This window comes from Amycolatopsis sp. NPDC049159, from assembly GCF_040648295.1.
In the GTDB taxonomy this organism is placed as follows: Bacteria; Actinomycetota; Actinomycetes; order Mycobacteriales; family Pseudonocardiaceae; genus Amycolatopsis; species Amycolatopsis pretoriensis_A.
Map to the genome: position 1 here is coordinate 269,896 of NZ_JBEZDL010000008.1, position 22,882 is coordinate 292,777.

Consider the following 22,882-nt stretch of genomic DNA (forward strand, 5'->3'; position numbering starts at 1 on the left):
GAGGTGACGGGATGGGCCTGCGCGTCCTGGTCGTGGACGACCACCCCCTGTTCCGGTTCGGCGTGGTGACGCTGCTGGGGAACGAACCGGGGATCGAGGTCGTCGGCGAGGCCGCCAGCGGCGCGAACGCGGTCGACGCCGCCGCCGCGCTGCGGCCCGACGTCGTCGTCATGGACCTGCACCTGCCCGACCTCTCCGGGATCCAGGCGGCCCGGCACATCGTGACGGCCAACCCGGACACCGGCGTGCTGATGCTGACGATGGCCGACGAAAGCGAGTCGGTCTTCGCGGCGATGCGCGCCGGTGCCCGGGGCTACCTGCTCAAGGACGCCGAGCCGGACGAGATCCTGCGGGCAGTGCGCTCCGTCGCCCGGCGCGAAGCCATCTTCGGGCCCGACATCGCCAACCGCGTGCTCGGCTTCTTCAGCCAGTCCGCGCCCGCGAGCGAACCGGTGTTCCCGGAGCTGACCACGCGCGAGCGCGAGGTGCTGGAGCTGATCGCGGCCGGGCACAGCAACGGCGTCATCGCGAACACCCTGTGCCTGAGCCCGAAGACCGTCCGGAACCACATTTCCAACGTCTTCGCCAAGCTGCACGTCACCGACCGCGCCGAGGCGATCGTCCGGGCCAGGGACGCGGGCCTCGGCCGGTCCTGACGGGCAGCCGCCCGGGCAACATCGGGACGCCGGTCCCATGCGCCCGGGACACCTCTACGGGCACTGTGGTGACGTGGGGGGTGTACCCCTTCGCACCGTTCGAGGGGAATGGGTGACGATGTTCGAATCCGACAGGACGCCGGTGGTGGTCCGCGCCACCGATCCGATCCTGCACAACGGCGTCTGCGTGGCGCTGCGTTCGCGGGACGAAGTCCGGGTGGTGGACGGGGACGCGGCCGGCCCGGCCGTGGTCGCGCTGCTGGTCGCCGACCGGCTCGACGAGACGATGAACCAGCTGCTGTCCGCGTTGCACCACCAGGGCTTCACCCGCATCGTGCTGATCGCGGGCGAAGTCGACGACAACGAGGTCCTGAACGCCGTCGAGCACGGCGTCTGCGCGGTCGCCCGCCGCGCCGACACCGGACCGGAGGTGCTCGTCCGGCTGATCAAGGCGGCCGCGGCGGGCGAGGGCGCCCTGCCGCCGGACCTGCTCGGCCGGCTGCTGAACCGCGTTTCCCGCCTGCAGCGCCAGGTCCTCCAGCCACGCGGCCTGCAGATGGGTGGCATGAGCAACCGGGAGACGGAGGTCCTCCGGCTGGTCGCGGCCGGGTACTCGACGCAGGAGATCGCCGACCAGCTGTGCTATTCGCAGCGCACGGTGAAGAGCATCCTGCACGACGTGACCAACCGCTTCCAGCTGCGCAACCGGTCGCACGCCGTCGCTTACGCGCTGCGGGAAGGGTTGATCTGAGCCGTGATCGTCCAGGGCTGTTCCGCTTCGCGCTGTGGGAGCAACGTCGCAGGTTGTTCGACGGCCGGGCCGAGCGCCCCCATGTGGCCTTCGGTGCGTCAGCCGCAACCAAGGCCGCATTGGGGCGGTAGCTCGTCAACGCACGGTTTGCGGCAAACCCGCGAGCCGCGACCCGCCCCGCGCGTGACCGCTAGCGCGGGACGCGTTCGGCGGGCCACCGGACTTCCGGCACATCGCTGGGTCGCGGCACCTTGAGGAAGAGGCTGAAGACGGCCGGGCGGCGGTGGGACAGTTCCAGCCGCCCGCCGTCGGCCTCGACCAGGGCGCGGGCCAGTGCCAGGCCGACGCCCGTGGAGCCGCCGCCGGAGAAGCCGCGTTCGAAGATGTGCGGGGCGAGTTCGTCCGGCACACCCGAGCCCGTGTCGCTCACCTCGATGACCACCGTGCCCTCGGCGTCGCCGCGGCGCGCGGCCAGCGTCACCGTTCCCGAGCCGTGGCGCAGCGCGTTGTCGAGCAGCACCCCGATGACCTCGCGGAGGCGGCCGGGCGTGGCTCGCGCCATCAGGCCCTCGGCCACGCGCATCCGCAGGTTGCGGCCCTCCGAGCGAAGCAGCTCTCGCCACTCCTGGGCCATCTCGGGCAGCTGCGTGGGCAGGTCCACCGGTTCCGCGCCGACCTCGCGGGCCGCGCGCGCCGCCGCCAGCAGCTCGTCCAGCGCCTCCGCGAGCCGGTCGGCCTGTTCCTGGGCGGCCTTCGACTCGTCGGCCACCTCTTCGTCCGGGTGCACGGTGAGCGGTTCCAGCCGCAGCTGCAACGCCGTCAGGCGGCTGCGCAGCTGGTGCGAGACGTCGCCGACGAGCTGGCGTTCGCGCTGCACGAGCTGGGCGAGCGCGGTGCCGGACGCGTCCAGCGCTTCGGCGACCATGTCGAGCTCGCCGACGCCGTAGCGGCTCGGGTCGGGCCGGAAGTCGCCGCCGCCGAGGCGGGCCGCGCGTTCGGCGACGTGCCGAAGCGGCTTCGCCAGCCGCCGCGCCGTCGCGATCGCCACCACCGCGCCGGTCCCGATCGACAGCAGCACCAGCAGGACGACGACGAGCGTCACCGTCGTCTGCCGCTCGTGCATCGGCCCGGCGGGGACGGCGATCTCGACCTTGCCGTCGCGGGCGAGGTCAGCCGTCTCGGTGACCGTGTCGCGGCCCGGGTCGCTGCCGTAGCGCTTCTCGATCTGGCCGCTGGCCCGGACGGTGAGCAGCCCGTTCACCGGGACCGCGGCGCGCACCTGGTCGAGGTCGATCTCCTGGCCGTTGGCGATCTCGGTGTCGAGGATCGCCGCGGCCGCGCGGGCGTTCTCGGCGAGGGTCTCGCGGTAGCTCGACTCGATCTGCCAGCTCGCCACGATGCCCAGCGGGATGCCGAGGACCGCCGCGGTGACGGCGACCGCGAGCAGGATGGCCAGCAGGATGCGACGGCGCACGGCTTATTCGGCGTTGAACCGGAAGCCGACGCCGCGGACGGTCGCGATCCGCCGTTCGCCGTCGTGGGCCTTGCTGGTGCGGCCCGCGGCTTCGTCCGCGGCGATGGAGAGCTTCCGCCGCAGCCACGACATGTGCATGTCGAGCGTCTTGGACGTCTTCGACTCGAGGTCGTTCCAGACCTCGGCGAGGATCTCGTCGCGGCTGACGACCTGCCCGGCGCGGCTCATGAGCACGCGCAGCAGCTCGAACTCCTTGTTCGCCAGCTGCACCTCGTGCAGGTCGACGGTGACCAGCCGGGCGCCGACGTCCATCCGCACCCCGCCCGCCTCGAGCACCTCGGGCACCCGGCGGCGCAGCAGCGCGCGGATCCGGGCCAGCAGCTCGGCGAGCCGGAACGGCTTGGCGACGTAGTCGTCGGCCCCCGCGTCCAGGCCGACGACGAAGTCGACCTCGTCGGTGCGCGCGGTGAGCATCAGGACGGGCAGCTCGGTTCCGTTGGCGCGCAGCCGCCGGCACACCTCCAGGCCGTCCATCCCCGGCAGGCCGAGGTCCAGCACGAGCAGGTCGACGCGCTGGGCGGCGGTGGCGTCGAGGACCGAAGGACCGTCGGTGACGACGTGGATCTCGTATCCCTCGCGTTCGAGGGCGCGGGAGAGCGGTTCGGCGATGGCCGGATCGTCTTCGGCAAGTAGGACCATGCTCACCTGGTCGACTCTACGGCGCCGGGGCGTGAAACCATCGTGACCGTGCCTGGCTACGGAGATGATCTGGCCCTCGCCACCCGGCTGGCTGACGCCGCCGACGCGATCACGACGGCGCGGTTCCGCGCCCTGGACCTGGCGGTCTCGCGCAAACCCGACCGCACCCCGGTGACCGACGCGGACACCGCGGTCGAGGACGCGATCCGCGACCTGCTGGCGGCGGAACGCCCGGCCGACGCGGTGCTCGGCGAAGAGCGCGGCGGCTCGGCGGCGACCGGCCGCGCGTGGGTGCTCGACCCGATCGACGGGACCAAGAACTTCCTCCGCGGCGTACCCGTCTGGGCGACGCTGATCGCGCTCGTCGAAGACGGTGACCCGGTGGTGGGCATGATCAGCGCGCCCCTGCTGGGCCGCCGCTGGTGGGCGGCGACGGGCTCCGGCGCGTTCTCTTCGGACTCCTCGGGGACGCGCCGGCTGGCGGTCTCCGGCGTTTCGTCCCTTTCGGACGCTTATCTGTCCACAACGGACTTGAACTCGTGGGTCGAGTACCACTCGCGCGAGAAGTACCTGGACCTGGTGAACGCGTGCTGGGAATCGCGCGCGTTCGGCGACTTCTGGCAGCACGTCCTCGTCGCCGAAGGCGCGCTCGACGTCGCGGCGGAGTGCATCGTGAACCCGTGGGACGTGGCGGCGGCGCAGGTGATCGTCACCGAGGCGGGCGGACGGTTCAGCGACCTGGACGGCGGCGGCCGCTACGACAACGGGAGCGCGCTGTCGACCAACGGCCTCGTGCACGACGAAGCGCTGGCGATCCTCAAGCGCTGAATGCCATGAGGGGCACCTTCATGGACTTAAGAGCCATGAAGGTGCCCCTCATGGCACATCACGAACCCGGGAGCAGGCCGACCGCGCCGCGCGCCACCTGGGCCCAGGCCAGCCGGCCGAAGAGGTAGTGGCACGCGACCTGTTCGCTGGTGAACCGCGCCCAGTCGTAGCGGTTGCCCTGCTCCCGCCAGAACACCTCCCACGCCTCGTCCTCGCCCTGCATCAGGCACCAGGCGTTGTCGACCTCGGCGCCGAGCGAAACGACCTCCGGCGGCACGCCCAGCACGCCTAGCCAGCGCTGGATCGACTGGGTGTTCATCAATCCTCTTCCCCCTTGGCCTCGGCGAGGTAGCCGAGGGTCACGAGCTCGTCCGCGGCCAGCAGCGCACGGTACCGGGTACCCCCGCCGACCTGGCCGAACCAGTTCGCCGTTTCCGACCGCCACATCGGTACTGCGCGCACCACGACGTACCGGCGGTACTCGGCGTCCAGCATCCCCGGCGGCAGCGAGCGCTCCGCGAACGGCGTGCCGTCGGCGAAGAACACGCGCCCGTGCGCCGGGCCGAAGCGGTCGAGCACGGTGTTCATCGGGACCATCACCGGCTCGCCGTGGTCGACGCTGCCCTCCGGGTAGTGGTCGCCCGGCGGCCACGCGTACTCGGGCCCGAGCTCGCTGTGCCCGACGACGAACCGGCGGATCCACACCGCCTGCGTCGCGTGGGCGTACGGCACGTACCCCTCGGTCAGGTGCCGCGGCACCGGCCGCGACGGGGCGGTCGGCGACCGGCGGAAGCCCGCCGTGACGTTGGTGAGCGCCTGGTCGTCGAAGATCAGCCGGGCGTCCGGGTGGTCGTTCGGGGCGAAGCCCTCCGGGTCGTCGTCCGGCAGGGGCAGCTGCCGCGCCGGCTTGTCCATGGCGACCGGCAGGTGCCCGATCGGGAACATGTGCACCAGGAACAGCGCGACAACGCTTTCCCGCTCGGTGCGCGGCGAACCCAGCGGCGGCAACGGCGCCGGGGAAACCGGCGCGGGTGCGAGCGGCGCCGGCGACACCGGGGGCGGCGGGGCCGCGGGCATCGGCGGTGGCGGGGGCAGCGGGAACGGCGGCAGCAGCGGCGACACGGCGTGCGGCCACGCGGCGGGACTGCCCGAAGGCGGCGTCGGGGCGTCCTCGTACCCACCGGGTCCGGGCAGTCGCACCGGTCCCGTGTCGAGGTCGTCCTCGCCCGCCTCGGAAGGCTCCGTCACCCACATCCTCCGGCTCGGTTGTGCACGGTGGTCCGCGTCAGCTCAGCGCGTTGACCACGCGGGACGGGCTCGGGCGGCCCAGCTGTCCCGCCATCCAGGAGCTGGCCGCCACCAGCACATCGAGGTCGACACCGGTCGCCACCCCGAGGCCGTCCAGCAGCCAGACCAGGTCCTCGGTCGCCAGGTTCCCGGTCGCCGACTCGGCGTACGGGCAGCCGCCAAGCCCGCCCGCCGAAGAGTCCACAGTCGACACTCCACATCGGAGCGCCGCCAGCGTGTTCGCGAGAGCCTGACCGTAGGTGTCGTGGAAGTGCACGGCCAAAGTACCGACATCGCCGAACAGCCCGATCAGGTTCTCGACCTGGCCGGCGGTCGCGACGCCGATGGTGTCGCCCAGCGACAGCTGCGAGCACCCCATGTCCAGCAGGCGGCGGCCGGCGTCGGCGACCTGCTTCGCCGGCACGACGCCCTCCCACGGGTCGCCGAAGCACATCGAGAGGTACCCGCGCACGTCCACGCCCGCTTCCCGGGCCCGCGTGACGACCGGCTCGAACATCGCGAACTGCTCGTCCAGCGACGAGTTGAGGTTCTTGCGCGCGAACGTCTCCGTCGCGCTGGCGAAGATCGCGATGTGCTCGACACCGGCCTCGAGGGCCCGGTCCAGACCTTTTTCGTTCGGCACGAGCACCGGGTACCGGACGCCTTCGCGGCGGTCGAGCCCGGCCAGCAGCTGCTCGGCGTCGGCGAGCTGCGGCACCCACCTGGGGTGCACGAAGCTCGTCGCCTCCAGCGTGGTGAGCCCGGCGCCGGCGAGCCGGTCGAGGAACTCCAGCTTGACCTCGACCGGGACGATCGTCTTCTCGTTCTGCAGGCCGTCCCGCGGGCCGACCTCCCAGATCGTGACCCGCTCCGGCAGCTCGCCCGCCGCGGGCGAGCGCTCCGGCAGGCCCAGTTCGCGCGTGCCCATCAGCGGCGTCGCTCGCCGCGCGGCGGGTGCGCGCCACCCTGGGGCGGCAACGGCGTGGTCTGCTGGGTGCCCGGCCGGTAGTCGTCGTACGGGTTGTCGTTGACCTCGCGGTAGATCACCGTGTGCACCTTTTCCACGTGCGGGATGTCCTCGAACCGCAGCGGCTCGTCCGACGCGGACTCGATGATCAGCGTCCCGCAGCCGAACACCCGGTCCAGCAGGCCGTGCTCGAACTGGACGCTGTTGATGCGGCCCATCGGGATGTCGATGCCGGTGCGCTTGAGCACGCCCTCGCGGGCGATGAGGCGGTCCGTCGTCACGATGAAGTGGGTGGTCCGCCAGCGCACCAGCGGGGCCAGGAACAGCCACACGATCAGCACGAGCGCGACCACCGCGATGGCGATCAGCCCGACCGTGTTCCACGGCGAGCCGGCGTCCTTCGCGAGGATCGCGAGCCAGGTGCCCGCGCCCAGGGTGACCAGGAACGCGAGCGTCGGGAAGATCAGCATCTTGAAGTGGGGGTGACTGTGCACCACGACGTGCTCTTGCTCGCTGAGCAATTCGTCCGGATAAGCCACGGCGGACGCTCCCAAGGTCGGTGCGGCGGTATCGCCTCACCGTACCGGCGAGACGCTCGGCCGGTGAGTGCAACGCCCCGAGAAATCAGGCGGGGCGGACGTGCACCACGTCACCCGCGAAGACCGTGTGCCGCTGGCCGCCCGCCATGTCGACCTGCAGCTGCCCGGCGGCGTCGATGTCGGCCGCTCGCCCGGTCAGCGACGTCCCGTCCGGCAGCTGGACCTCGACGTCCTGGCCGAGGGTCGCGCAGTGGGCGCGGTAGTCGCCGAGCAGGCCGGCTTCGGTGAGGTCGCCGCCGGCCAGCCGCCAGCGCCGTTCCAGGTCGGCGAACCCGGTGAGCAGCGCGACGGCGACGTCGGTGCGGTCGGTCGTGGTGGCGCCCTGTTCCGCGAGCGACGTCGCGGGCAGCCCGCCGGGCCCCGGCGTGACGTCGCCGAGCGGCAGCACGTTGAGGCCGATGCCGAGCACGATCGACGGCTCGGTGCCGGCGACGGCTTCGGCGAGGATCCCGGCGCACTTGGCGCCGCCGACGAGGACGTCGTTCGGCCACTTCAGCGCGGCGTCGACCCCGACGGACGCGGCGGCCGCGCGGACGGCGAGCCCGGCGACGACGGACAGTGAGCCGAGGGCGGCGAACGGGACGCCCGGCCGGAGCGCGACGCTCAGGTACAGCCCGGCACCCTTCGGCGAGCTCCACGGCCGGGCCCGGCGGCCCACCCCCGCGGTCTGCTCCTCGGCGAGGAGAACGGTCCGGTCCGGAGCACCCTCTTCGACCGCTTTCCGCAGGTCGGCGTTGGTGGAGCCGGTCCGCTCGACGACGTCGATCTTCGCGTACCGATCTTGGAGCGCCGCTTGCAAGCGGGCAGCGTCGATCTCAGCCATGTGTCCACCATATGGGAGTCCCCCTAACGTGCAAGCTACTCAGTCGTTCACCAAGAGGTGCGCTCTTCTAAGTTGGACCCCGTGACGACGAAGCCGAGTTCCTGGGCCCGTGGGGCGGCCCTGCGCGGGCTCGTCGCCCTGCCGCTCGTCGCGGGCCTGGCGACGGCGGGCTGGCTGCTGGCCGACCGCTCGCCGGAGCCCGCGCCCGCCCCGCTGCCGGTGGCGCGAGACGTGGCTTCGGGGCCGTCGGTCCTCGAGGTCAGCGCACCCGTGAAGGCGCAGGAACCGGGCCAGGGCGCGTCCGGCCAGGGCGGCAAGAGCCCGCTGCAGCAGTGGGCCGAGCAGCTGGCCGGCCCCCTCGACATCCCCGCGAACGCCCTGATCGGCTACGCGAACGGCGAGCTGGCGCTGCGGAAGGAAGACCCGTCCTGCCACCTCTCCTGGGTCACCCTCGCGGGCGTGGGCTCGGCGGCGTCGAACCACGGCCGCAGTGGCGGGAACCTGCTCGGGCTGTCCTCGGCGCAGGCGAAGAAGTACGGCGACGACGCGCCGGTCGCGGCCGGCCGGGCGCTCTGCGCGGGCGGCACCGACCTCGGCGCCGGCACCGGCTGGTGGAAGGCGATCGCCGCCTACCACCCGGGCGGCGACGCCGAGCTGTTCCGCCAGCGGGTTCTCGGCACGGCGCAGCTGTACGCGACGCTGTCGCTGGACCCGGCTTCGGCGAGTTCGCCCCGGGTCCAGGCGACCCGCTTCGCGCTGGGCCAGCTGGGCCTCCCCTACGTCTGGGGCGGCAACGGCCCGGACGCGGGCGCGGCGGGCTTCGACTGCTCCGGCCTGACGAAGGCGTCCTACGACAGCGCGGGCGTGAACCTGCCGCGGACGGCCGACAGCCAGTTCCGCGCGCTGCCGCCGGTCCCGGCTTCGGAAGAGCCGCGCCTCGGCGACCTCGTGTTCTACGGCAGCCCGGCGACCCGCATCCACCACGTCGGCCTCTACCTGGGCAACGGCCTGATGATCAACGCGCCGACCGAGGGCCAGGCCATCCAGATCCACACGTACCACTCGAAGGGCGACGACTACGCGGGCGCGGGCCGCCCGGCCTGAGGCCCCGGCGGCACGAGACCGGACTCGTAGGCGAACACCACCAGCTGCGCGCGGTCGCGGGCCCGCAGCTTGGCCATGGCCCGGTTGACGTGCGTCTTCGCGGTCAGCGGGCTGATCACCATCTGCGCGGCGATCTCGTCGTTGGACAGGCCCCGCGCGACCAGGGCGACGGCCTCGCGCTCGCGGTTGGTCAGCTCCGCGAGCCCGGCGCCGGGTACGGGCGGCTGGGTGACGTACCGGTCGATCAGCTTGCGGGTGATCGACGGCGCGAGCAGGGCGTCCCCCCGGGCGGCGACGCGGACGGCGTGCAGGAAGTCCTCCGGCCGGATGTCCTTGACGAGGAACCCGGCCGCGCCGGCGCGCAGGGCTTCGAAGACGTATTCGTCCAGGCCGTAGTTGGTCAGGATGACGACGTGCACCGCGGCCAGCGCCGGGTCGGCGGCGATGCGGCGGGTCGCTTCGAGGCCGTCCACGCCCGGCATCCGCACGTCGAGGAGCACGATGTCCGGCAGGTGTTCCCGGGCCAGTTCCACGGCTTCGCGGCCGTCGGCGGCTTCGGCGACCACCTCGACGCCGTCCTCGGCGTCCAGGAGGGCCCGGAAACCGCTGCGGATGAGCGGCTGGTCGTCGGCCAGCAGGACGCGGATCATGCCGGGTGGTCCACGGGCAGTTCGGCCTCGACGCGGAAGCCGCCCTCGGTGCGGGGAGCGGCCTGGAGGCGTCCGCCGAGCGCGGTGACGCGTTCGCGCATCCCGAGCAGGCCGACACCCGGTACCGGCGCGGTGTCCACAGTGGCCCGGCCGTCGTCGTCGACGCGGATGACGAGCGCGCCGGGCCGGTGGTCGATCCGGACCGACGCGGTGGCCGCGGCGGCGTGCCGGGCGACGTTGGTCAGCGCCTCCTGGACGATCCGGTAGGCGGTCCGGCCGACCGCCGCGGGCACGCCGGTGCCGTCGCCTTCGACGGTGAGCCGCGCGTCGAGGCCCGCGGTCCGGGCCTGGCGCACGAGTTCCGGGACGTCGTCGAGGCCGCGCGGCGGGTTCTTGTCGTCGTCGCGCAACGCCTCCAGGGTCGCGCGCAGTTCCCGTGCGGCTTCGCGACCGGCGTCCCGGATCGCCAGCAGGGACTCCGGCACGTCCTCGCCGCGCTTGTGCGCCAGGTGGACGGCGACTTCGGCCTGCACCTTGATGACGGAGATCTGGTGGGTGAGCGAGTCGTGCAGCTCGCGCGCGATGTGCAGGCGCTCCTCGTCGGCCCGCCTGCGCGCGGTTTCCTCCCGGGTGCGCTCGGCTTCGTCGGCGCGGCGCTCGGCCTGGCGCAGCGCCTCCCCCGCCGCGCCGGCCGCGATCAGCCACGCCAGCTGGAGGACGTCCCGAGATTGCGTAAAGGCCTGGCTCGCGTCGGGCAGCCCGGAAGCCAGGAGCGCGAGCGGGACCGCGGCCAGCATGATCACCGACGCCACCACCGCGGCGACCCGGTGCCCCGCCCGGACCGCGGCGTACACGGCGAAGAGGTAGGCCACGACGGGCACTTCGAACCCGGCGGCCTGGTAGACCAGCGCGCACGCCGCGGTCGCCCCCAGCACGACGACCGGCGCCCGGCGACGCGCGGCCAGCGCCAGCCCGCCCGCGACGAGTGCCGCGTACCCCAGCGGGTCGAGCGCCCCCGGCTGGTGGCCGGTGGACAGCCCGGCGCTCAGCAGGGCCGCCGCCACCCCGGCGGCGATCACCCCGTCCACGATCCGCGCGCGGCTCACCCCCGCACCCTAGCCGCGCGGAACTGCCGCGCAGGGAGCATTTCCCGGCTACCGCGAACGCGGTAGCGCGGTGCCGACGTCCGCACGACGACCGGCGGCGCCCGCGCGGACATGCTCGGAGACGTCCGGTCCGGCAATCGAAGGAGCAGCTCGTGGACGTCCAAGACATCGCCGCCGTCAGCACCTACGCCGTGACGCCCGGACGGCTCTGGTCCCTGCTGGGAGCGGCGCTGGGCATCGCCGGCGTGCTCGCGGGCGGGCTGGCCCTCCGCCGCGGCAAGGGAGCGCTCGTCGCACTGGTCACCGGGGTGGCGGGCGGGGTCGTCGGCGGCTGGGTGGTGGCCGCCGCCGAGGGTGGCCCGGGCACCGGCTACGGGATCGTCGGCGGCTACGCGGCGCTGGCGATCGGGCTGGTCGCGGTGGCCCTCGGCGGGCTGGCCGTGGCTCGCTCGCGCGGTTTTGTCGGTGGTCGCCGCTAGCGTCGGCGGCATGTACGAAGTCGATTTCACCGAGTTCCCGTCCACCTCGGCCACGGTGTCCGGGCAGTTCTTCGAGCGCGCGTTCGGCTGGAGCGTGACCCCGTACGGCCCGCACTACACCGACGTCCGGGCCCCCGGCCTCACGTTCGGGTTCCAGTCCGACGCGGCGGAGCGGACGAGCGCACCCCTGATCACGATCCGCACCGACGACCTGACCGCCGCCCGCGAGGCGGTGGTGTCGGCGGGCGGCGTGGTGACGAAGGAACCGTTCTCCTTCCCCGGCGGGCGGCGGTTCCACTTCCGCGAACCCGGCGGCAGCGAGCTGGCGGTGTGGTGCCAGGAGGAGTAGCCCGACGTCCGATTCCCGCCGGTGGCGCGCCCGCCGGTGCGGCACGGTGGCGGACATGCGCACCGATCCCGTCGCCGTTCTCGAAGGCATGTACGCCGCGGAGGCGGCGTACCTGAGCGAGGGCGACTTCGCCGCTCTGGCCCCGTTCTTCGCCCCCGACGTCGTGCTGCACCAGGCAGCCGCCCTGCCGTACGGCGGCGACTGGCGCGGGCACGAGGGCATGGCGGCGTTCTTCGCCGCCATGAGCCACACCTGGGACGTCTTCGAGCTGGTGGACCAGGCGTTCCTCGCCACGACCTCGCCGCTCGTCGTCCTGACCCACGTGCACGCGCGGGCCCGCGCCACCGGCCGGGAGCTCGACTTCCCGATCCTCCAGACGATCACCGTGACCGGCGGACGCATCACCGAGGTCCGGCCGTTCTACTGGGACACCGCCGCCATCGCCGCCGCCTGCGGCTGATCGACGTACCCGGCCGCCCCGCCGCCGTAGTACGTCGCCGGGTCGCCGGGGGCGAGCGGGAGGTCGAGCGCGAACCGCGTCACCAGGTCGGGGTTCGCGACGAAGTGCCGGGCGAACGACACGGCGTCGGCGATCCCCGCGTCGAGCACGGCGTTCCCGGTGTCGCGGCCGAAGCCGTTGTTGACGATCACGAAACCGTCGAACAGCCGCCGGTAGCGGGCGAAGGCGGCGAAGTCCGGTCCGGTGTCGGGCCCGCGCAGGTGCAGGTAGTCCACGTCGAGCGCGGCGACCAGAGCGTCGTACTCGGCGCGCAGCTCTTCGTCCACAGTGAACAGTCCGCCGGTCCACCACGGCGACAGCCGGACGCCGACGCGGCCGTGCTCACCGACCGCGTCGACGACTTCGGTGAGCAGCCGGCGCCGGTTGGCCGCGGACCCGCCGTAGGCGTCGGTGCGGTGGTTGAGCCGCGGGTGCAGGAACTGGCCGAGCAGGTACACGCCGTTGGCCGCGATCTCGACGCCGTCGAACCCGGCGCGGCGCGCGTTCTCCGCCGCCGCGCCGTAGTCCGCGACGGTCGCCCGGATTTCGGCGACGCTCAGCTCGCGCGGCGTCCCCGTCGAACGCCGTCCGGCGGCGGTGTGCACCGGCTCTTCCGGGTTCACCGCCGACGGCCCGGCCGGCCGTGCGCCAAGCAGGTCGGGGTGCGAAACCGCCCCGGTGTGCCACAGCTGCACCACGATCCGCCCGCCGAGCGAGTGCACGACGTCGGTGACCCGCCGCCAGCCCGCGACCTGCGCTTCGGTGTACAGGCCGGGAACGTTCTCGAAGCCGATGGCCCGTTCGCTCACCCAGGTCCCTTCGGCGACGACGAGCCCGGCGCCGGCGCGCTGCGCGTAGTACGCGACCTGGAGGTCGCCGGGCACGCCGCCGGGGACGCGGGCGCGGGTGGTCGGCGCCAGCACGACGCGGTTCGGCAGGCGCCAATCGCCCAGCTCGGCGGGGGTCAGCAAGCTCATTCGGTCACCTCTGCTTGTCGGTGTTCGTCCATAAGGCGACGGTGGGTGGCGGCGAAAGGTGACCGATGGACGAGCTGGCGGAGTTGTTCGAGGCCGAACGCGGCCGGCTGCGCGGGCTGGCCTACCGGATGCTCGGCTCGGCGGCCGAAGCGGACGACGCCGTCCAAGAAGCGTGGCTGCGGCTCACCCGGACCGGGTCCGTCGACAACCTGGCGGCGTGGCTGACCACCGTCGTTTCCCGCGTCTGCCTCGACGTTCTGCGCTCCCGGAAGGCGCGCGGCGAGGAGCCGTTCGCGGGGGTGCCGGAGCCGGTCGACGACGCCGATCCGGCGGGGGAAGCCGAGCTGGCCGACGCGGTGGGCCGGGCGCTGCTCGTCGTGCTGGACGCGCTGGGGCCGGCCGAGCGGATCGCGTTCGTGCTGCACGACTTGTTCGCGGTGCCGTTCGACCGGATCGCGCCGGTGCTGGACCGCACCCCGGTGGCGGCGAAGAAGCTGGCGAGCCGCGCGCGGCAACGGGTGCGGGGCACGTCCCCGCTGCCGCCTGCCGATCGGGCGCGGCACCGCCGGGTGGTGGACGCGTTCTTGACCGCGGCCCGCGGGGGCGACCTCGACGCCCTGCTCGACGTGCTGGCACCGGACGTCGTCCGTCGCGCGGACGCGGCCGCCCTGCCGCCGGGGGCGGCGCCGGAGGTGCGTGGCGCGCGGGCGGTGGCGGCGGAAACGCAGCTGTTCGGGAAGCGGGCGCGGTTCGCCGAAGCGGCGTTGATCGACGGCTCGATCGGGGTCGTCGTCGCCCCGCGCGGGCGGCTTTCGCTCGCGCTTCTCGTGGTGGTCGACGGCGATCGGGTGGCGGCGTACGAGGTGATCGCGACCCCTTCCCGACTCGCGGCGCTGCACGTCGCGGTCGACCACTCGAACAGGTGATCGATGGTTCGTCGCTTGACGGGCAGCCCGCTCGCGGGCCACGATGAACACATGTTCATGAACATATGTTCATGAAGGAGGGGACGCGATGACCGGGATCGTCAACACCGCGCAGGCCGAGGCGTGGAACGGCTACGAGGGGGACCATTGGGCGACCAATGCCGACCGCTATGACGCGGTGAACAGCGGTTTCAACGGCTACCTGCTCGATCAGGTGGGCCCGGCCGACCGGGTGCTCGACATCGGCTGCGGCAACGGCCAGCTGACCCGGCTGGCCGCGGCGCGCGCCCGCTTCGCGACCGGGGTGGACCTTTCCGTGCCGATGCTGGCGACCGCCCGAGCCCGGGCGGAGGAGGTGCCGAACGTGGAGTTCGAGCAGGGTGACGTCCAGGTCCACCCGTTCACCGAAGGCGCGTTCGACTTGGCGGTCAGCCGGTTCGGCGTCATGTTCTTCGCCGACCCGGTGGCGGCGTTCGCCAACGTCCGGCGAGCGCTGAGCCCCGGCGGGCGCCTGGCGTTCCTGTGCCTGACCGCACTGTCCGGCACGGACCTCGGCCGCCTGTTCGGCGCGATGGCGGCGTACCTGCCGCAGCCGACCGGCCCGGACGGCAGCGGTCCGACGTCGTTCGCGGACCCGGACCGCACGAAGGCGGTGCTGACCGAAGCCGGCTTCGAAGACGTGGCGTGCACCCACGTCGAGGCGGACCAGGTCTGGGGCCAAGACGTCCCGGACGCGGCAGAGTTCATCGCCGGCTGGGGCCCGGTCCGCCACCACCTGGGCCTGGTCGACGGCGCGACGGCGGCCCAGGCGACCGACGCACTGACAGCGGCACTGGAACCATTCGCCACCCCGGACGCGGTCCGCCTGCGCGGCACGGCGTGGCTGGTCACGGGAAGGAGGTCGTGACGAGGGTCCCCGTACGATGGCGGTGATGTCACCGAGGAAAGCCGCGGCCCAGAAGGACGGGCAGTCCCTGCACGACCTCCTGGTCGAAGCCGCCGAGAAGCTGATCGCCACCCGCGGCACGACGGGGCTGACCGTGCGCGAGATAGCGCGAACGGCCGGCGTCGCCGACGGCGTGCTGTACAACCACTTCTCCGACAAGGAGGAGCTGGTGGCCTGGGGCCTGGACCGGCACGTGCGCGCGGCGGAGTCGTTCCTGGGCGAGCTGCCGGTGGCGGGCGAGGGAACGGTGGCGGAAAACCTCCACCGTCACCTGGAGTACGGCCTCGGCCTGCACCGCGTGATCGTCCCGGCGTTCAGCGGCCTTTACGGCAACCCGGAGGTCCTCCAGCGCTTCGCCGACCTCGGCGAGCGCCCGGGCCACTGGCGCGATCGCCTCCTGGCGTACCTGAAGGAGGAGCAAGCCCTCGGCCGGCTCCACCCCGAGTCCGAAGTGGACGCGGCCGCGGCCCTCCTGGTGGGCTACTGCCACGAGACGGTGCTGGGCACGATCTTCCCCCACGCGAGCCGGACGAACCCACCCGAGCCGGCCGCGGTGATCCGAACCATCCTCAACGGCATCGCCCCGTAGCTGCACCCCGCGCCCCCTCACCGCACCGTGCCCCCGGCCGCCCGCGGACCCGGCCCGGCTAAACCACCGGGTTCCCGCTCGCCGTCACCTCAGGCACCTCCTGCACCACATCCCAGTGCTCCACGATCCGCCCCTCCCGCACCCGCATCACGTCCGCGATCGCGCTCCCCCGCGAATCCGGCGTCAAGCGCATCAAGCTGTGCGTGCACACCAGATCGTCCTCCGCCACCACCCGCCGGACCTCCAACCGCAACTCCGGAAAACCGGCCACGAACCGCTCCAGGTACCCGGCCGATTCCGACGCACCTCCCGGCGCGTGCGGGTTGTGCTGGACGTACCCCTTCCCCACGTACAACTCGAACGCCTCCACCGGCCGCTTCTCCTCGAACGCCACCCGGAGGAAACCGAGGACCACTTCCTTGTTCCGCTGCGCTTCCGTCATCACTATCCGTCCTTTGTGGAGTTATCGACACCAACTCCACCATTCGCGAAACAGAAAGGGAAAGACCTGTGGACTCTGCCGCGATACTCTCCCGGTATGGACGATGTCGAGGTCCGTGAGCTGCGGTATTTCCGCGCGGTCGCCGAGGAGCTGAACTTCTCCCGCGCCGCCGAGCGGCTCGGGATGGCGCAGCCTCCCCTCTCCCGGGCGATCCGGTTGCTGGAGCGGCGGCTGGGCGTGCAGCTCTTCGAACGCACCAGCCGGCACGTGGCGCTCACGCCGGCCGGGAACGTCCTGTTCGCCGAATCGGCGAAGGCGCTGGACGCCGTCACCGCGGCGGTGCGGCGGACGCGGCGGGCCGCGCAACGGTTGCCGGCGCTCGTCGTCACCGCCAAGCCCGGGGTCGCGACCGATCTGCTGCGGCGGATCGCCGACGCCCACCCGGATCCGGTGGACATCCGGGTCAGCGGGTTCGGTGAGCAGGCCGACCTGCTGCGCGATGGCCAGGCCGACGTCGCGGTGCTCGGGTGCCCGGGTGACCACGACGGGCTGGACGTCGAAGTGCTCGTCAGCGAGCCGCGGGTGGCCGCGCTGCCTTCGGGGCACGAGCTGGCTCGGCGGTCGGTGCTGACCTGTGCCGACTTCGCCGGGCGGGCGACGCCGCGCTGGCCGGGGTCGTCCGACGCGGAGCGGGCGTACTGGTCGGGGCAGGACGTCACCGGTGGGCCGGTGACGCCGGGGCCGGTGGTGCGGGACAGCTCCCAGCTGCTCGAAACCGTCGCGCTCGGGCAGGCGATCGCGCTGCTGCCCGCGTCGGTGGCCGATCTGCGGTCGCGGCACGACGTCGTCTACCGGCCGGTGGTGGACGCGACGCCGTACGCGCTCGCGCTCGCCTGGGCGGCCGGCGCGCGAGACCAGCGGATCGCGCGGTTCGTGCGGACCGCCGTCGAGATCAGCGAAGCACTACCTCGACCGGGAGCTGTACCGGCGGGGTGAACGAGCGGATCACCGGCGGCACCCGGACGTCGTCGGCCTCGAACGCCACCCGGAGCTGATCGACGTCGGCGTCGGCCATCAGTTCGGCGAGCTCGTCGGCGCGGGCGAGGGCTGCCGGGGCGAGCTCGGGGGCGTCGTCGAGGTCGCCCCAGGCGTCCCACTGGAGCATCTCGTGCTTGTTGAGCGCGGCGAGGTCGAGCACGAGGTTGTGCCGCGCGTACGGGAGGCCGCGCAGGAACGGCGCGTCCAGGTCCGGGGAGACGACCAGCCGGGCCGGGTCGAGGTCGCCCGCGCGGGCGGCCGTCCACGCGTCGGCGCCGGTCAGGAAGTGGTCGCGGGGGACGTCGAGGAGGTCGAACCCGACTTCGCCCGGCTCGGCGAAGCCCGGTTCGACCAGGTGCCAGTCGGTGCCGTCGTGGACTTCGGCGACGACGTGGTCGAGGTACCAGCCGGGCATCAGGTAGCCGGCGAAGCCGACGCGGACCCGCGCCGGGATGCCGTGGTGGCGGGCCATCGAGACGAACAGGAGGGTGTGGTCACGGCAGCAGCCGACGATGCGGTGCAGCGGCGGGCGCGGTCCGCCGGGTGGTGCCGGGTCGAGTTCGCGCAGGCGCGCGAACATGTCCGACGCGTAGCGCAAGGTGATCTCTTCGTGGCGCGACGCGGGAAACCCGTGCTGCGTGATGTCGCCGTGGGCCCAGTAGTGGAACACCAGCTGGAACGCGGCCGCGCGCAGAGCCGCGACGTCGCGGGGTGTCGCGTCGAGCCAGGACGCCTGCGCGCCCGGGTCCGAGAACCGGCTGTGGCTGACGTAGAAGTCGTCCATGCGCCGACGCTAGCGGGATTTACCCGGCTTGCGCCGCCAGTTCGCCGCGGAACGTCGAGCGGTACGCGCTCGGGGACACCCCGAGCGCGGCCTGGAAGTGCTGACGCAGGGAGGCCGCCGTGCCGAAGCCGGCTTCGGTGGCGACGCGGTCGACCGGGAGGTCGCTCTCCTCGAGGAGCTGGCGGGCGCGCTCGACGCGTTGCTGGGTCAGCCACTGCAGGGCCGAGATGCCGACCTCGTCGCGGAAGCGGCGGGTGAAGGTGCGGGTGCTCATGGCCTCGCGGGCGGCGAGTTCGCGCAGGGTCAGCGGCCGGTGCAGGTTCTCCAGGGCCCACGCGCGGGCTTCCTTCGTCGACGACGTGCGCGGCTCGGGCACCGGGCGGCGGACGAACTGGGCCTGGCCGCCCTCGCGGTGCGGGGAGACGACCGTGCCGCGGGCGACTTCGTTGGCCACGGCGGCGCCGTGGTCGCGGCGGATCATGTGCAGCACCAGGTCGATGCCGGCGGCGACGCCCGCCGAGGTCAGGACGTCGCCGTCGTCGGTGTAGAGGACACAGGGGTCGACGTCGACCTCGGGGAAGCGGTCCTGCAGTTCCTCGGCGGAGCGCCAATGCGTGGTGGCGGGGCGGCCGTCGAGGAGCCCGGCCGCGGCGAGGACGAACGCGCCGGTGCAGATCGACGCGATCCGCGCGTGCTCCGGGATGCGCGCCAGCGCGCCCTTGAGCGGCGGGGTCAGCACGCGGGCCATCGGCTCGTACTCGGCCAGCGACGCCGGCACGAGCACCGTGTCGGCTTCGGCCAGCACCTCCGGGCCGCGGTCGACCGGGATGGTGAAGTCCGAGTCGGTGCGCACCGGGCCGGGCTCGAGCGTGCAGGTCACGACCTCGTACAGCGGCTCGCCCGACGCCGAACGCGCTTGGCCGAACAGCCGGTGGACGATGCCGAGCTCCATCACGAGCATGCCGTGGCGGACGAGCACGGCGACGTGGTGGCGGTCCGGGTGCACGAATGCGGCCATGGCCCGATTCTTGCACAGGTTGGCCATCGGGCCACTCGAATCGGCCCGCGAACCGCGTGACCATCGAGGTCATGAACGTCTTGTGGGTTTTCGCGCACCCCGAGCCGCGCTCGCTGAGCGGCGCCCTTCGCGACGACGGGCTCCGCACGCTGCGGGCGCTCGGGCACGACGTCCGGGAGTCGGACCTCTACGCGATGAAGTGGAACCCGGTGGTCGACGCCGCCGACTTCGGGGCCGAGGCCGGGGACGGGCGGCTGGTCGTCGGGGCGACGTCGGCCCGGGCGCACGCGCGGGGCGAGCTGAGCCCGGACATCGTCGCGGAGCAGGAAAAACTGGACTGGGCGGACGCGGTCGTCGTGCAGTTCCCGCTCTGGTGGTACGGCCTGCCGGCCATCCTGAAGGGCTGGTTCGACCGCGTTTTCGTCAAGGGCTTCGGGTACGGCGTCCGCGGCGAGGACGGCCGGACGCTGCGCTACGGCGAGGGCCGGCTCGCGGGCAAGCGCGCGGTGGTGGTGCTCACCGCGGGTGCCCGCGAACCGGCCATGGGGCCGCGCGGGGTCAACGGCGCGCTGGCCGACGTCCTGTTCCCGCTGCACCACGGGACGCTGTTCTACGCCGGGATGTCGGTGCTGCCGCCGGTCGCGGTCCACGGCGCCGACCGGGTGTCCGGCGAGGAGTTCGCCGCCGCCCGCGAGCTACTGCGGACGCGCCTGAGCACGCTGGAAACGGCCGAGCCGATCCCGTTCCGCACCCAGAACGGCGGCGACTACGACGACGACCTCGTCCTGCGCCCCGACCGCGCGCCGGGCGCGGAGGGGCTCGCCGTGCACGTCAAGCGGGCGGGGTGAGGCGCTGGCCGAGACCGCCGTCGACGGGGAGGTCGGCGCCGGTGGTGAACGTCGCCTCGAAGGCCAGGAACAGCACCGCCGCCGCCACTTCCGCCGAAGTCGCGTGGCGCTTCAACGGCGTGATCTCGTCGCCGGCCGTCTTGAACTGCGCCAGCACTTCGGCCGGGACGCCGGTGACGCCCATCGTCGGCGTGTCCGTGTAGCCCGGGCTGACCACGTTGACCCGGATCCCGCGCGGCGCCAGCTCGGCCGCGTACGTGCGCGCGAACGACCGCACCGCCGACTTCGCCGCCGAGTACAGGCCCATCCCGGCGATCCCGGCGCCGGCCGCGACCGACGTCGTGAAGACGAACGAACCACCGGCGCGCACCAGCGGAGCCAGCTTCTGCGCCGTGAAGTACGCGCCCTTGGTGTTGACGTCGAAGGTGCGGTCGTACACCTCGGGCGTCGCCGACTCGTACGGCGTCAGCGTCGAAAAGCCGACGTTGACGAACACCAGGTCCACGTCGCCGAGCGTCGAAGCGGCGACCGCGCCGAGCTCGTCGACGTCGGTCAGGCGGGCCGCGTCCGACGACAGCAGGTGCGCCTTGCCCGGCAGCTTCCCCGCCAGCGGCGAAACGTCGCGGCCGGTCAGCAGGACCTCCGCGCCGCCGTCGAGCAGGGCGCGCACCACCGCGAGGCCCATGCCGTGCGTGCCGCCGGTGACGACGGCCGTCTTGCCCAGGTACTTCACCGGATCTCCTCGATGACGCTCGCGATCGCGTGCGCGCCGTGGCCCGCCGCCACCGCGCGGTCGAACAACGCCCGCAACGCCGCGGGCACCTCCGTGCCGATCCCTTGCGAACGGCTCGTCTCGACGAGCAGGCCGAGGCCGGCCGCGTTGATGTCCAGCGCGGACACGTCGGTCTCGTAGTCGCCGCTGGCCACCTGCGCGCCGATGCCGGTCAGGAATCCGCCGACCGACGACAGCCAGTCCAGGGCCATCGGCGTGAACTGCGCCGGCGTGACGCCTTCGGTGCCGACGAGGGCGAGCGCGTGCAGGTAGCCGCCCATCGCCGACCACATCACCCCGAGCAGCGCCAGGTCGTACAGCGCCGCCAGGCCGGCGTCCTCGCCGAGGAACACCGGTTCGCCCAGGACTTCCAGCACATCCCGCTGAGCCGCGAACGCCGTTTCCGAGCCGCTGTAGAGGATCCGCGCGCCCGGCGTCCCGATGCCCTGGGGCACCGCCATGATGACGCCGTCCACGTAGTCGATGCCCTCCGACGCCGCCCACTTCGCGACACCGCGGGCGTGCTCGGGCGTCCCGGACGTCAAGTTCACCAATGTCCGGCCCCGCAACGCGGCCGCGTCGAGCACCGGCTGCTGTGTGTCGTATGTGGACAGGCAGCTGACGACGACGTCCGCCGCGGCCTCCGCCGGGGTGGCCGCCAACCGGGCACCGCGGTCGAGCAACGGCCCAGCCTTGAGCGGCGACCGGTTCCACACCGAGACGTCGTGTCCCGCCCCCACGAGCGCGCCGGCGAGGGCGGACCCCATCCGCCCCAGGCCGAGCACGCCCACCTGTTTCTTGCTTTCTCCCATGGGTTCCATGCTGCGGGCAGCGCTTTACACTGGACAAGTACCGACTAATAAGTCAGGTACCCACCAAAACGTAAGGATCCTGCATGCAGGCTCGAACGTACCGCTGCGGACTGGACGCGGCCGTGGACGTGATCGGCGGACGCTGGAAGGCCCTGATCCTGTGGGCGCTGCACGCCGAGCCGCTGCGGTTCGGCGAGCTGAAGCGGAAAGTCAGCGGGATCAGCGAGAAGATGCTCATCCAGGCGCTGCGGGAGCTGGAGGCGGACGAGGTGGTGCACCGCGAGGTGTTCCACGAGATCCCGCCGAAGGTCGAGTACTCGCTGACCGAGCTGGGTCAGCGGCTGAACACGGCGTTGCTGCCGTTGGGCGACTGGGGCGAGGAGAACATGGCCGGCATCGCGAAGCGCCGCGGCGTCACACCGGCGCCCCCGCATACCGCTTCAGCGTGATCGCGTTGCCCGCCTTGAGCGGCAGCTCCTCGATCAGCTCGCGCCACGGCAGGTGCGGCAGCAGCCGGTAGTTCAGGTTGCGGAACTTCAGCCACGCGCGCGTCGGCGGGACGAACCACTTCTCGTTGCCCTGGGCCAGTTTCTGGCACGCGTCGATGACCACCAGGCTCGTCCCCATTCCGAAAGCGGCGCGGGCGCAGTAGGCGGCGTCGCCGACCAGCGCGCCTCGCAGCCGGATCTCGACGACAACGGGAGCGACGTGGCCCGGGCCGTCGGCACGGTGCACCAGGCCCTGCTCTCGGGCGTGACGCTCCAGTGGCTGATCGACCCGGGCCACGCGCCGTCGGGCGCCGACCTGGTCGGCGGCCTGCGCCGGATCGCGCAGGCCGTCCTGGACTAGGCGGTGACCAGGTCCGCACCGGTGAAGAACGCCGGCGCGGCCGCCATCGCGGCGTCGTCCAGGAGCACGTCGCCGGGGCGGCTGCCGTTGCCCAGCAGCACCCCGCCCCAGTTCATGCCCAGGTACTCCGCGCAGAGTTCGAGCGTGCCGATCAGCGGCTGGGCCTCGCGCGCGGTTTCGCTCAGCACGCTGACGCCCCACAACGACTTCCCGCGCATCCGCGGCTTGAACTCCACCGGCAGGCGCATCCAGCCGGACCAGTAGTCGAGGTAGAGCTTCACGCTCGCCGCGACCGAGTACCAGTACACCGGCGACACCACCACGATGTCGGTCGCGGCGAAGGTCGCGTCCATCAGCAGCTGCTCGTTCTCGCCTGGCTCGGGGTGCGAACCGGCGCCGTGGCGGCGGTCTTCGAACGGCGGCAGCGGCACCTCCGGCAGCCGGATCCAGCGTTGCTCGACGTCCGGCGGCAGGGCCTTCGCCGCCCGCCGGGCCAGCATCTCCGTGTTGCCGCCGGCCCGCGCGGCGCCCACCAGGAACAGGAAGCTGCGGTCGCTCATGTCCGAACCCCTCCAGTTATTTGCATGTACATATAAAGACTGCCCATGGA

The 22,882-nt window shown here is 72.8% G+C and carries 30 protein-coding genes; 13 read left to right on the plus strand and 17 right to left on the minus strand.

The window, feature by feature from the left end:
• The first annotated feature begins 11 nt into the window (after positions 1-11).
• Together AB0B33_RS17665 and AB0B33_RS17670 are read left to right on the plus strand one after the other, a co-directional pair.
• Complete coding sequence (locus AB0B33_RS17665; RefSeq protein WP_247025340.1) at positions 12-656, plus strand: response regulator transcription factor; 645 nt, start codon at positions 12-14, stop codon at positions 654-656.
• A 118-nt stretch (positions 657-774) separates the two neighbouring features.
• A complete protein-coding gene (locus AB0B33_RS17670; protein ID WP_360772794.1) occupies positions 775-1,407 on the plus strand; it encodes a response regulator transcription factor in 633 nt (210 codons plus the stop codon).
• 190 nt (positions 1,408-1,597) lie between these two features.
• Here the strand turns inward: AB0B33_RS17670 and AB0B33_RS17675 are convergent, their stop codons facing one another.
• On the minus strand, positions 1,598-2,881 hold the full coding sequence (locus tag AB0B33_RS17675) for an ATP-binding protein (protein ID WP_360772581.1): 1,284 nt from the start codon (positions 2,879-2,881) through the stop codon (positions 1,598-1,600).
• Between the two features lie 3 nt (positions 2,882-2,884).
• Positions 2,885-3,580, minus strand: a complete 696-nt coding sequence (locus AB0B33_RS17680; RefSeq protein ID WP_360772797.1) for a response regulator transcription factor — start codon at positions 3,578-3,580, stop codon at positions 2,885-2,887.
• Positions 3,581-3,622: 42 nt separating this feature from the next.
• Between AB0B33_RS17680 and hisN the strand changes: the two genes are divergently transcribed.
• Positions 3,623-4,408 carry a histidinol-phosphatase gene (gene hisN, locus AB0B33_RS17685; RefSeq protein WP_247014613.1) on the plus strand — a complete coding sequence of 262 codons (786 nt, stop codon included), beginning with the start codon at positions 3,623-3,625 and terminating at the stop codon, positions 4,406-4,408.
• 58 nt (positions 4,409-4,466) lie between these two features.
• On the opposite strand, the gene AB0B33_RS17690 is transcribed toward hisN, so the two are convergent.
• The 5 genes from AB0B33_RS17690 to AB0B33_RS17710 all read right to left on the minus strand — a co-directional run bounded on the left by AB0B33_RS17690 (position 4,467) and on the right by AB0B33_RS17710 (position 8,084).
• Positions 4,467-4,727, minus strand: coding sequence for a hypothetical protein (locus AB0B33_RS17690; protein WP_003105220.1), 261 nt, complete (start codon positions 4,725-4,727; stop codon positions 4,467-4,469).
• Positions 4,727-5,656, minus strand: coding sequence for a TNT domain-containing protein (locus AB0B33_RS17695; RefSeq protein WP_360772584.1), 930 nt, complete (start codon positions 5,654-5,656; stop codon positions 4,727-4,729). Before AB0B33_RS17695 ends, AB0B33_RS17690 begins: the two co-directional genes overlap by 1 nt.
• Before the next feature lie 37 nt (positions 5,657-5,693).
• Complete coding sequence (locus tag AB0B33_RS17700) at positions 5,694-6,623, minus strand: hydroxymethylglutaryl-CoA lyase (protein ID WP_360772587.1); 930 nt, start codon at positions 6,621-6,623, stop codon at positions 5,694-5,696.
• Positions 6,623-7,201, minus strand: a complete 579-nt coding sequence (locus tag AB0B33_RS17705; protein ID WP_360772590.1) for a PH domain-containing protein — start codon at positions 7,199-7,201, stop codon at positions 6,623-6,625. The genes AB0B33_RS17700 and AB0B33_RS17705 overlap by 1 nt, the downstream gene beginning before the upstream one ends.
• An 85-nt stretch (positions 7,202-7,286) precedes the next feature.
• Positions 7,287-8,084, minus strand: a complete 798-nt coding sequence (locus tag AB0B33_RS17710) for a biotin--[acetyl-CoA-carboxylase] ligase (protein WP_360772593.1) — start codon at positions 8,082-8,084, stop codon at positions 7,287-7,289.
• 81 nt (positions 8,085-8,165) lie between these two features.
• Here AB0B33_RS17710 and AB0B33_RS17715 point away from each other — a divergent pair, with 81 nt between their 5' ends.
• A complete protein-coding gene (locus AB0B33_RS17715) occupies positions 8,166-9,188 on the plus strand; it encodes a C40 family peptidase (protein ID WP_247014619.1) in 1,023 nt (340 codons plus the stop codon).
• On the opposite strand, the gene AB0B33_RS17720 is transcribed toward AB0B33_RS17715, so the two are convergent.
• Positions 9,161-9,838 (minus strand): response regulator transcription factor, encoded by a 678-nt coding sequence (locus AB0B33_RS17720; RefSeq protein ID WP_360772596.1) that lies wholly within the window; start codon positions 9,836-9,838, stop codon positions 9,161-9,163. The genes AB0B33_RS17715 and AB0B33_RS17720 overlap by 28 nt on opposite strands.
• Positions 9,835-10,944 (minus strand): histidine kinase, encoded by a 1,110-nt coding sequence (locus tag AB0B33_RS17725; RefSeq protein ID WP_360772599.1) that lies wholly within the window; start codon positions 10,942-10,944, stop codon positions 9,835-9,837. Before AB0B33_RS17725 ends, AB0B33_RS17720 begins: the two co-directional genes overlap by 4 nt.
• Positions 10,945-11,096: 152 nt before the next feature.
• Between AB0B33_RS17725 and AB0B33_RS17730 the strand changes: the two genes are divergently transcribed.
• Genes AB0B33_RS17730 through AB0B33_RS17740 form a run of 3 tightly spaced genes read left to right on the plus strand, consistent with a single transcriptional unit; the run spans position 11,097 to position 12,232 of the window.
• A complete protein-coding gene (locus tag AB0B33_RS17730) occupies positions 11,097-11,423 on the plus strand; it encodes a DUF6223 family protein (protein ID WP_360772602.1) in 327 nt (108 codons plus the stop codon).
• A gap of 10 nt (positions 11,424-11,433) precedes the next feature.
• The gene (locus AB0B33_RS17735; RefSeq protein WP_360772604.1) at positions 11,434-11,772 is read left to right on the plus strand and encodes a VOC family protein; all 339 of its coding nucleotides are present in this window, start codon (positions 11,434-11,436) and stop codon (positions 11,770-11,772) included.
• A gap of 55 nt (positions 11,773-11,827) precedes the next feature.
• On the plus strand, positions 11,828-12,232 hold the full coding sequence (locus tag AB0B33_RS17740; RefSeq protein WP_360772606.1) for a nuclear transport factor 2 family protein: 405 nt from the start codon (positions 11,828-11,830) through the stop codon (positions 12,230-12,232).
• On the opposite strand, the gene AB0B33_RS17745 is transcribed toward AB0B33_RS17740, so the two are convergent.
• Complete coding sequence (locus AB0B33_RS17745; RefSeq protein ID WP_360772609.1) at positions 12,193-13,248, minus strand: alkene reductase; 1,056 nt, start codon at positions 13,246-13,248, stop codon at positions 12,193-12,195. The genes AB0B33_RS17740 and AB0B33_RS17745 overlap by 40 nt on opposite strands.
• Before the next feature lie 65 nt (positions 13,249-13,313).
• Between AB0B33_RS17745 and AB0B33_RS17750 the strand changes: the two genes are divergently transcribed.
• From AB0B33_RS17750 to AB0B33_RS17760, 3 genes are all read left to right on the plus strand, one after another.
• Complete coding sequence (locus AB0B33_RS17750) at positions 13,314-14,174, plus strand: sigma-70 family RNA polymerase sigma factor (RefSeq protein WP_360772612.1); 861 nt, start codon at positions 13,314-13,316, stop codon at positions 14,172-14,174.
• Positions 14,175-14,262: 88 nt separating this feature from the next.
• Complete coding sequence (locus AB0B33_RS17755) at positions 14,263-15,081, plus strand: class I SAM-dependent methyltransferase (protein WP_360772615.1); 819 nt, start codon at positions 14,263-14,265, stop codon at positions 15,079-15,081.
• A gap of 25 nt (positions 15,082-15,106) precedes the next feature.
• Positions 15,107-15,709: a TetR/AcrR family transcriptional regulator gene (locus AB0B33_RS17760; protein ID WP_247014631.1), complete on the plus strand. Its 603-nt coding sequence runs from the start codon at positions 15,107-15,109 to the stop codon at positions 15,707-15,709.
• Positions 15,710-15,767: 58 nt separating this feature from the next.
• On the opposite strand, the gene AB0B33_RS17765 is transcribed toward AB0B33_RS17760, so the two are convergent.
• Positions 15,768-16,151: an ester cyclase gene (locus tag AB0B33_RS17765; RefSeq protein ID WP_360772619.1), complete on the minus strand. Its 384-nt coding sequence runs from the start codon at positions 16,149-16,151 to the stop codon at positions 15,768-15,770.
• Between the two features lie 96 nt (positions 16,152-16,247).
• Between AB0B33_RS17765 and AB0B33_RS17770 the strand changes: the two genes are divergently transcribed.
• Complete coding sequence (locus AB0B33_RS17770) at positions 16,248-17,147, plus strand: LysR family transcriptional regulator (protein ID WP_360772622.1); 900 nt, start codon at positions 16,248-16,250, stop codon at positions 17,145-17,147.
• Here AB0B33_RS17770 and AB0B33_RS17775 read toward each other — a convergent pair.
• Positions 17,104-17,973: a transglutaminase-like domain-containing protein gene (locus AB0B33_RS17775; protein ID WP_360772625.1), complete on the minus strand. Its 870-nt coding sequence runs from the start codon at positions 17,971-17,973 to the stop codon at positions 17,104-17,106. The genes AB0B33_RS17770 and AB0B33_RS17775 overlap by 44 nt on opposite strands.
• A 19-nt stretch (positions 17,974-17,992) precedes the next feature.
• Entirely contained in the window at positions 17,993-18,991 is a 999-nt protein-coding gene (locus AB0B33_RS17780) for a helix-turn-helix domain-containing protein (protein WP_360772628.1), read from the minus strand.
• 71 nt (positions 18,992-19,062) lie between these two features.
• Between AB0B33_RS17780 and AB0B33_RS17785 the strand changes: the two genes are divergently transcribed.
• On the plus strand, positions 19,063-19,839 hold the full coding sequence (locus AB0B33_RS17785; RefSeq protein ID WP_360772631.1) for an NAD(P)H-dependent oxidoreductase: 777 nt from the start codon (positions 19,063-19,065) through the stop codon (positions 19,837-19,839).
• On the opposite strand, the gene AB0B33_RS17790 is transcribed toward AB0B33_RS17785, so the two are convergent.
• Positions 19,823-20,572 (minus strand): SDR family oxidoreductase, encoded by a 750-nt coding sequence (locus AB0B33_RS17790; RefSeq protein WP_360772634.1) that lies wholly within the window; start codon positions 20,570-20,572, stop codon positions 19,823-19,825. The two genes, AB0B33_RS17785 and AB0B33_RS17790, sit on opposite strands and share 17 nt — an antisense overlap.
• Positions 20,569-21,423: an NAD(P)-binding domain-containing protein gene (locus AB0B33_RS17795; RefSeq protein ID WP_360772636.1), complete on the minus strand. Its 855-nt coding sequence runs from the start codon at positions 21,421-21,423 to the stop codon at positions 20,569-20,571. Before AB0B33_RS17795 ends, AB0B33_RS17790 begins: the two co-directional genes overlap by 4 nt.
• A gap of 83 nt (positions 21,424-21,506) precedes the next feature.
• Here AB0B33_RS17795 and AB0B33_RS17800 point away from each other — a divergent pair, with 83 nt between their 5' ends.
• Entirely contained in the window at positions 21,507-21,872 is a 366-nt protein-coding gene (locus AB0B33_RS17800; RefSeq protein WP_247014647.1) for a helix-turn-helix domain-containing protein, read from the plus strand.
• Here AB0B33_RS17800 and AB0B33_RS17805 read toward each other — a convergent pair.
• Both AB0B33_RS17805 and AB0B33_RS17810 read right to left on the minus strand, forming a co-directional pair.
• Positions 21,838-22,158: a hypothetical protein gene (locus tag AB0B33_RS17805; RefSeq protein ID WP_360772639.1), complete on the minus strand. Its 321-nt coding sequence runs from the start codon at positions 22,156-22,158 to the stop codon at positions 21,838-21,840. The genes AB0B33_RS17800 and AB0B33_RS17805 overlap by 35 nt on opposite strands.
• Before the next feature lie 110 nt (positions 22,159-22,268).
• A complete protein-coding gene (locus AB0B33_RS17810; RefSeq protein WP_247014651.1) occupies positions 22,269-22,832 on the minus strand; it encodes an NAD(P)H-dependent oxidoreductase in 564 nt (187 codons plus the stop codon).
• Between the last annotated feature and the right edge of the window lie 50 nt (positions 22,833-22,882).

What these genes read in the sequence shown, in the direction of transcription:
- AB0B33_RS17720 (WP_360772596.1), bottom strand. Translation starts at nt 9,838, where the DNA reads ATGATCCGCGTCCTGCTGGCCGACGACCAGCCGCTCATCCGCAGCGGT.
- AB0B33_RS17700 (WP_360772587.1), bottom strand. Translation starts at nt 6,623, where the DNA reads ATGGGCACGCGCGAACTGGGCCTGCCGGAGCGCTCGCCCGCGGCGGGC.
- AB0B33_RS17770 (WP_360772622.1), top strand. Translation starts at nt 16,248, where the DNA reads ATGGACGATGTCGAGGTCCGTGAGCTGCGGTATTTCCGCGCGGTCGCC.
- AB0B33_RS17665 (WP_247025340.1), top strand. Translation starts at nt 12, where the DNA reads ATGGGCCTGCGCGTCCTGGTCGTGGACGACCACCCCCTGTTCCGGTTC.
- AB0B33_RS17745 (WP_360772609.1), bottom strand. Translation starts at nt 13,248, where the DNA reads ATGAGCTTGCTGACCCCCGCCGAGCTGGGCGATTGGCGCCTGCCGAAC.
- AB0B33_RS17775 (WP_360772625.1), bottom strand. Translation starts at nt 17,973, where the DNA reads ATGGACGACTTCTACGTCAGCCACAGCCGGTTCTCGGACCCGGGCGCG.
- AB0B33_RS17765 (WP_360772619.1), bottom strand. Translation starts at nt 16,151, where the DNA reads ATGACGGAAGCGCAGCGGAACAAGGAAGTGGTCCTCGGTTTCCTCCGG.
- AB0B33_RS17785 (WP_360772631.1), top strand. Translation starts at nt 19,063, where the DNA reads ATGAACGTCTTGTGGGTTTTCGCGCACCCCGAGCCGCGCTCGCTGAGC.
- AB0B33_RS17800 (WP_247014647.1), top strand. Translation starts at nt 21,507, where the DNA reads ATGCAGGCTCGAACGTACCGCTGCGGACTGGACGCGGCCGTGGACGTG.
- AB0B33_RS17760 (WP_247014631.1), top strand. Translation starts at nt 15,107, where the DNA reads ATGTCACCGAGGAAAGCCGCGGCCCAGAAGGACGGGCAGTCCCTGCAC.
- AB0B33_RS17810 (WP_247014651.1), bottom strand. Translation starts at nt 22,832, where the DNA reads ATGAGCGACCGCAGCTTCCTGTTCCTGGTGGGCGCCGCGCGGGCCGGC.
- AB0B33_RS17795 (WP_360772636.1), bottom strand. Translation starts at nt 21,423, where the DNA reads ATGGGAGAAAGCAAGAAACAGGTGGGCGTGCTCGGCCTGGGGCGGATG.
- AB0B33_RS17735 (WP_360772604.1), top strand. Translation starts at nt 11,434, where the DNA reads ATGTACGAAGTCGATTTCACCGAGTTCCCGTCCACCTCGGCCACGGTG.
- AB0B33_RS17680 (WP_360772797.1), bottom strand. Translation starts at nt 3,580, where the DNA reads ATGGTCCTACTTGCCGAAGACGATCCGGCCATCGCCGAACCGCTCTCC.
- AB0B33_RS17780 (WP_360772628.1), bottom strand. Translation starts at nt 18,991, where the DNA reads ATGGCCGCATTCGTGCACCCGGACCGCCACCACGTCGCCGTGCTCGTC.
- AB0B33_RS17690 (WP_003105220.1), bottom strand. Translation starts at nt 4,727, where the DNA reads ATGAACACCCAGTCGATCCAGCGCTGGCTAGGCGTGCTGGGCGTGCCG.
- AB0B33_RS17740 (WP_360772606.1), top strand. Translation starts at nt 11,828, where the DNA reads ATGCGCACCGATCCCGTCGCCGTTCTCGAAGGCATGTACGCCGCGGAG.
- AB0B33_RS17755 (WP_360772615.1), top strand. Translation starts at nt 14,263, where the DNA reads ATGACCGGGATCGTCAACACCGCGCAGGCCGAGGCGTGGAACGGCTAC.
- AB0B33_RS17670 (WP_360772794.1), top strand. Translation starts at nt 775, where the DNA reads ATGTTCGAATCCGACAGGACGCCGGTGGTGGTCCGCGCCACCGATCCG.
- AB0B33_RS17710 (WP_360772593.1), bottom strand. Translation starts at nt 8,084, where the DNA reads ATGGCTGAGATCGACGCTGCCCGCTTGCAAGCGGCGCTCCAAGATCGG.
- AB0B33_RS17750 (WP_360772612.1), top strand. Translation starts at nt 13,314, where the DNA reads ATGGACGAGCTGGCGGAGTTGTTCGAGGCCGAACGCGGCCGGCTGCGC.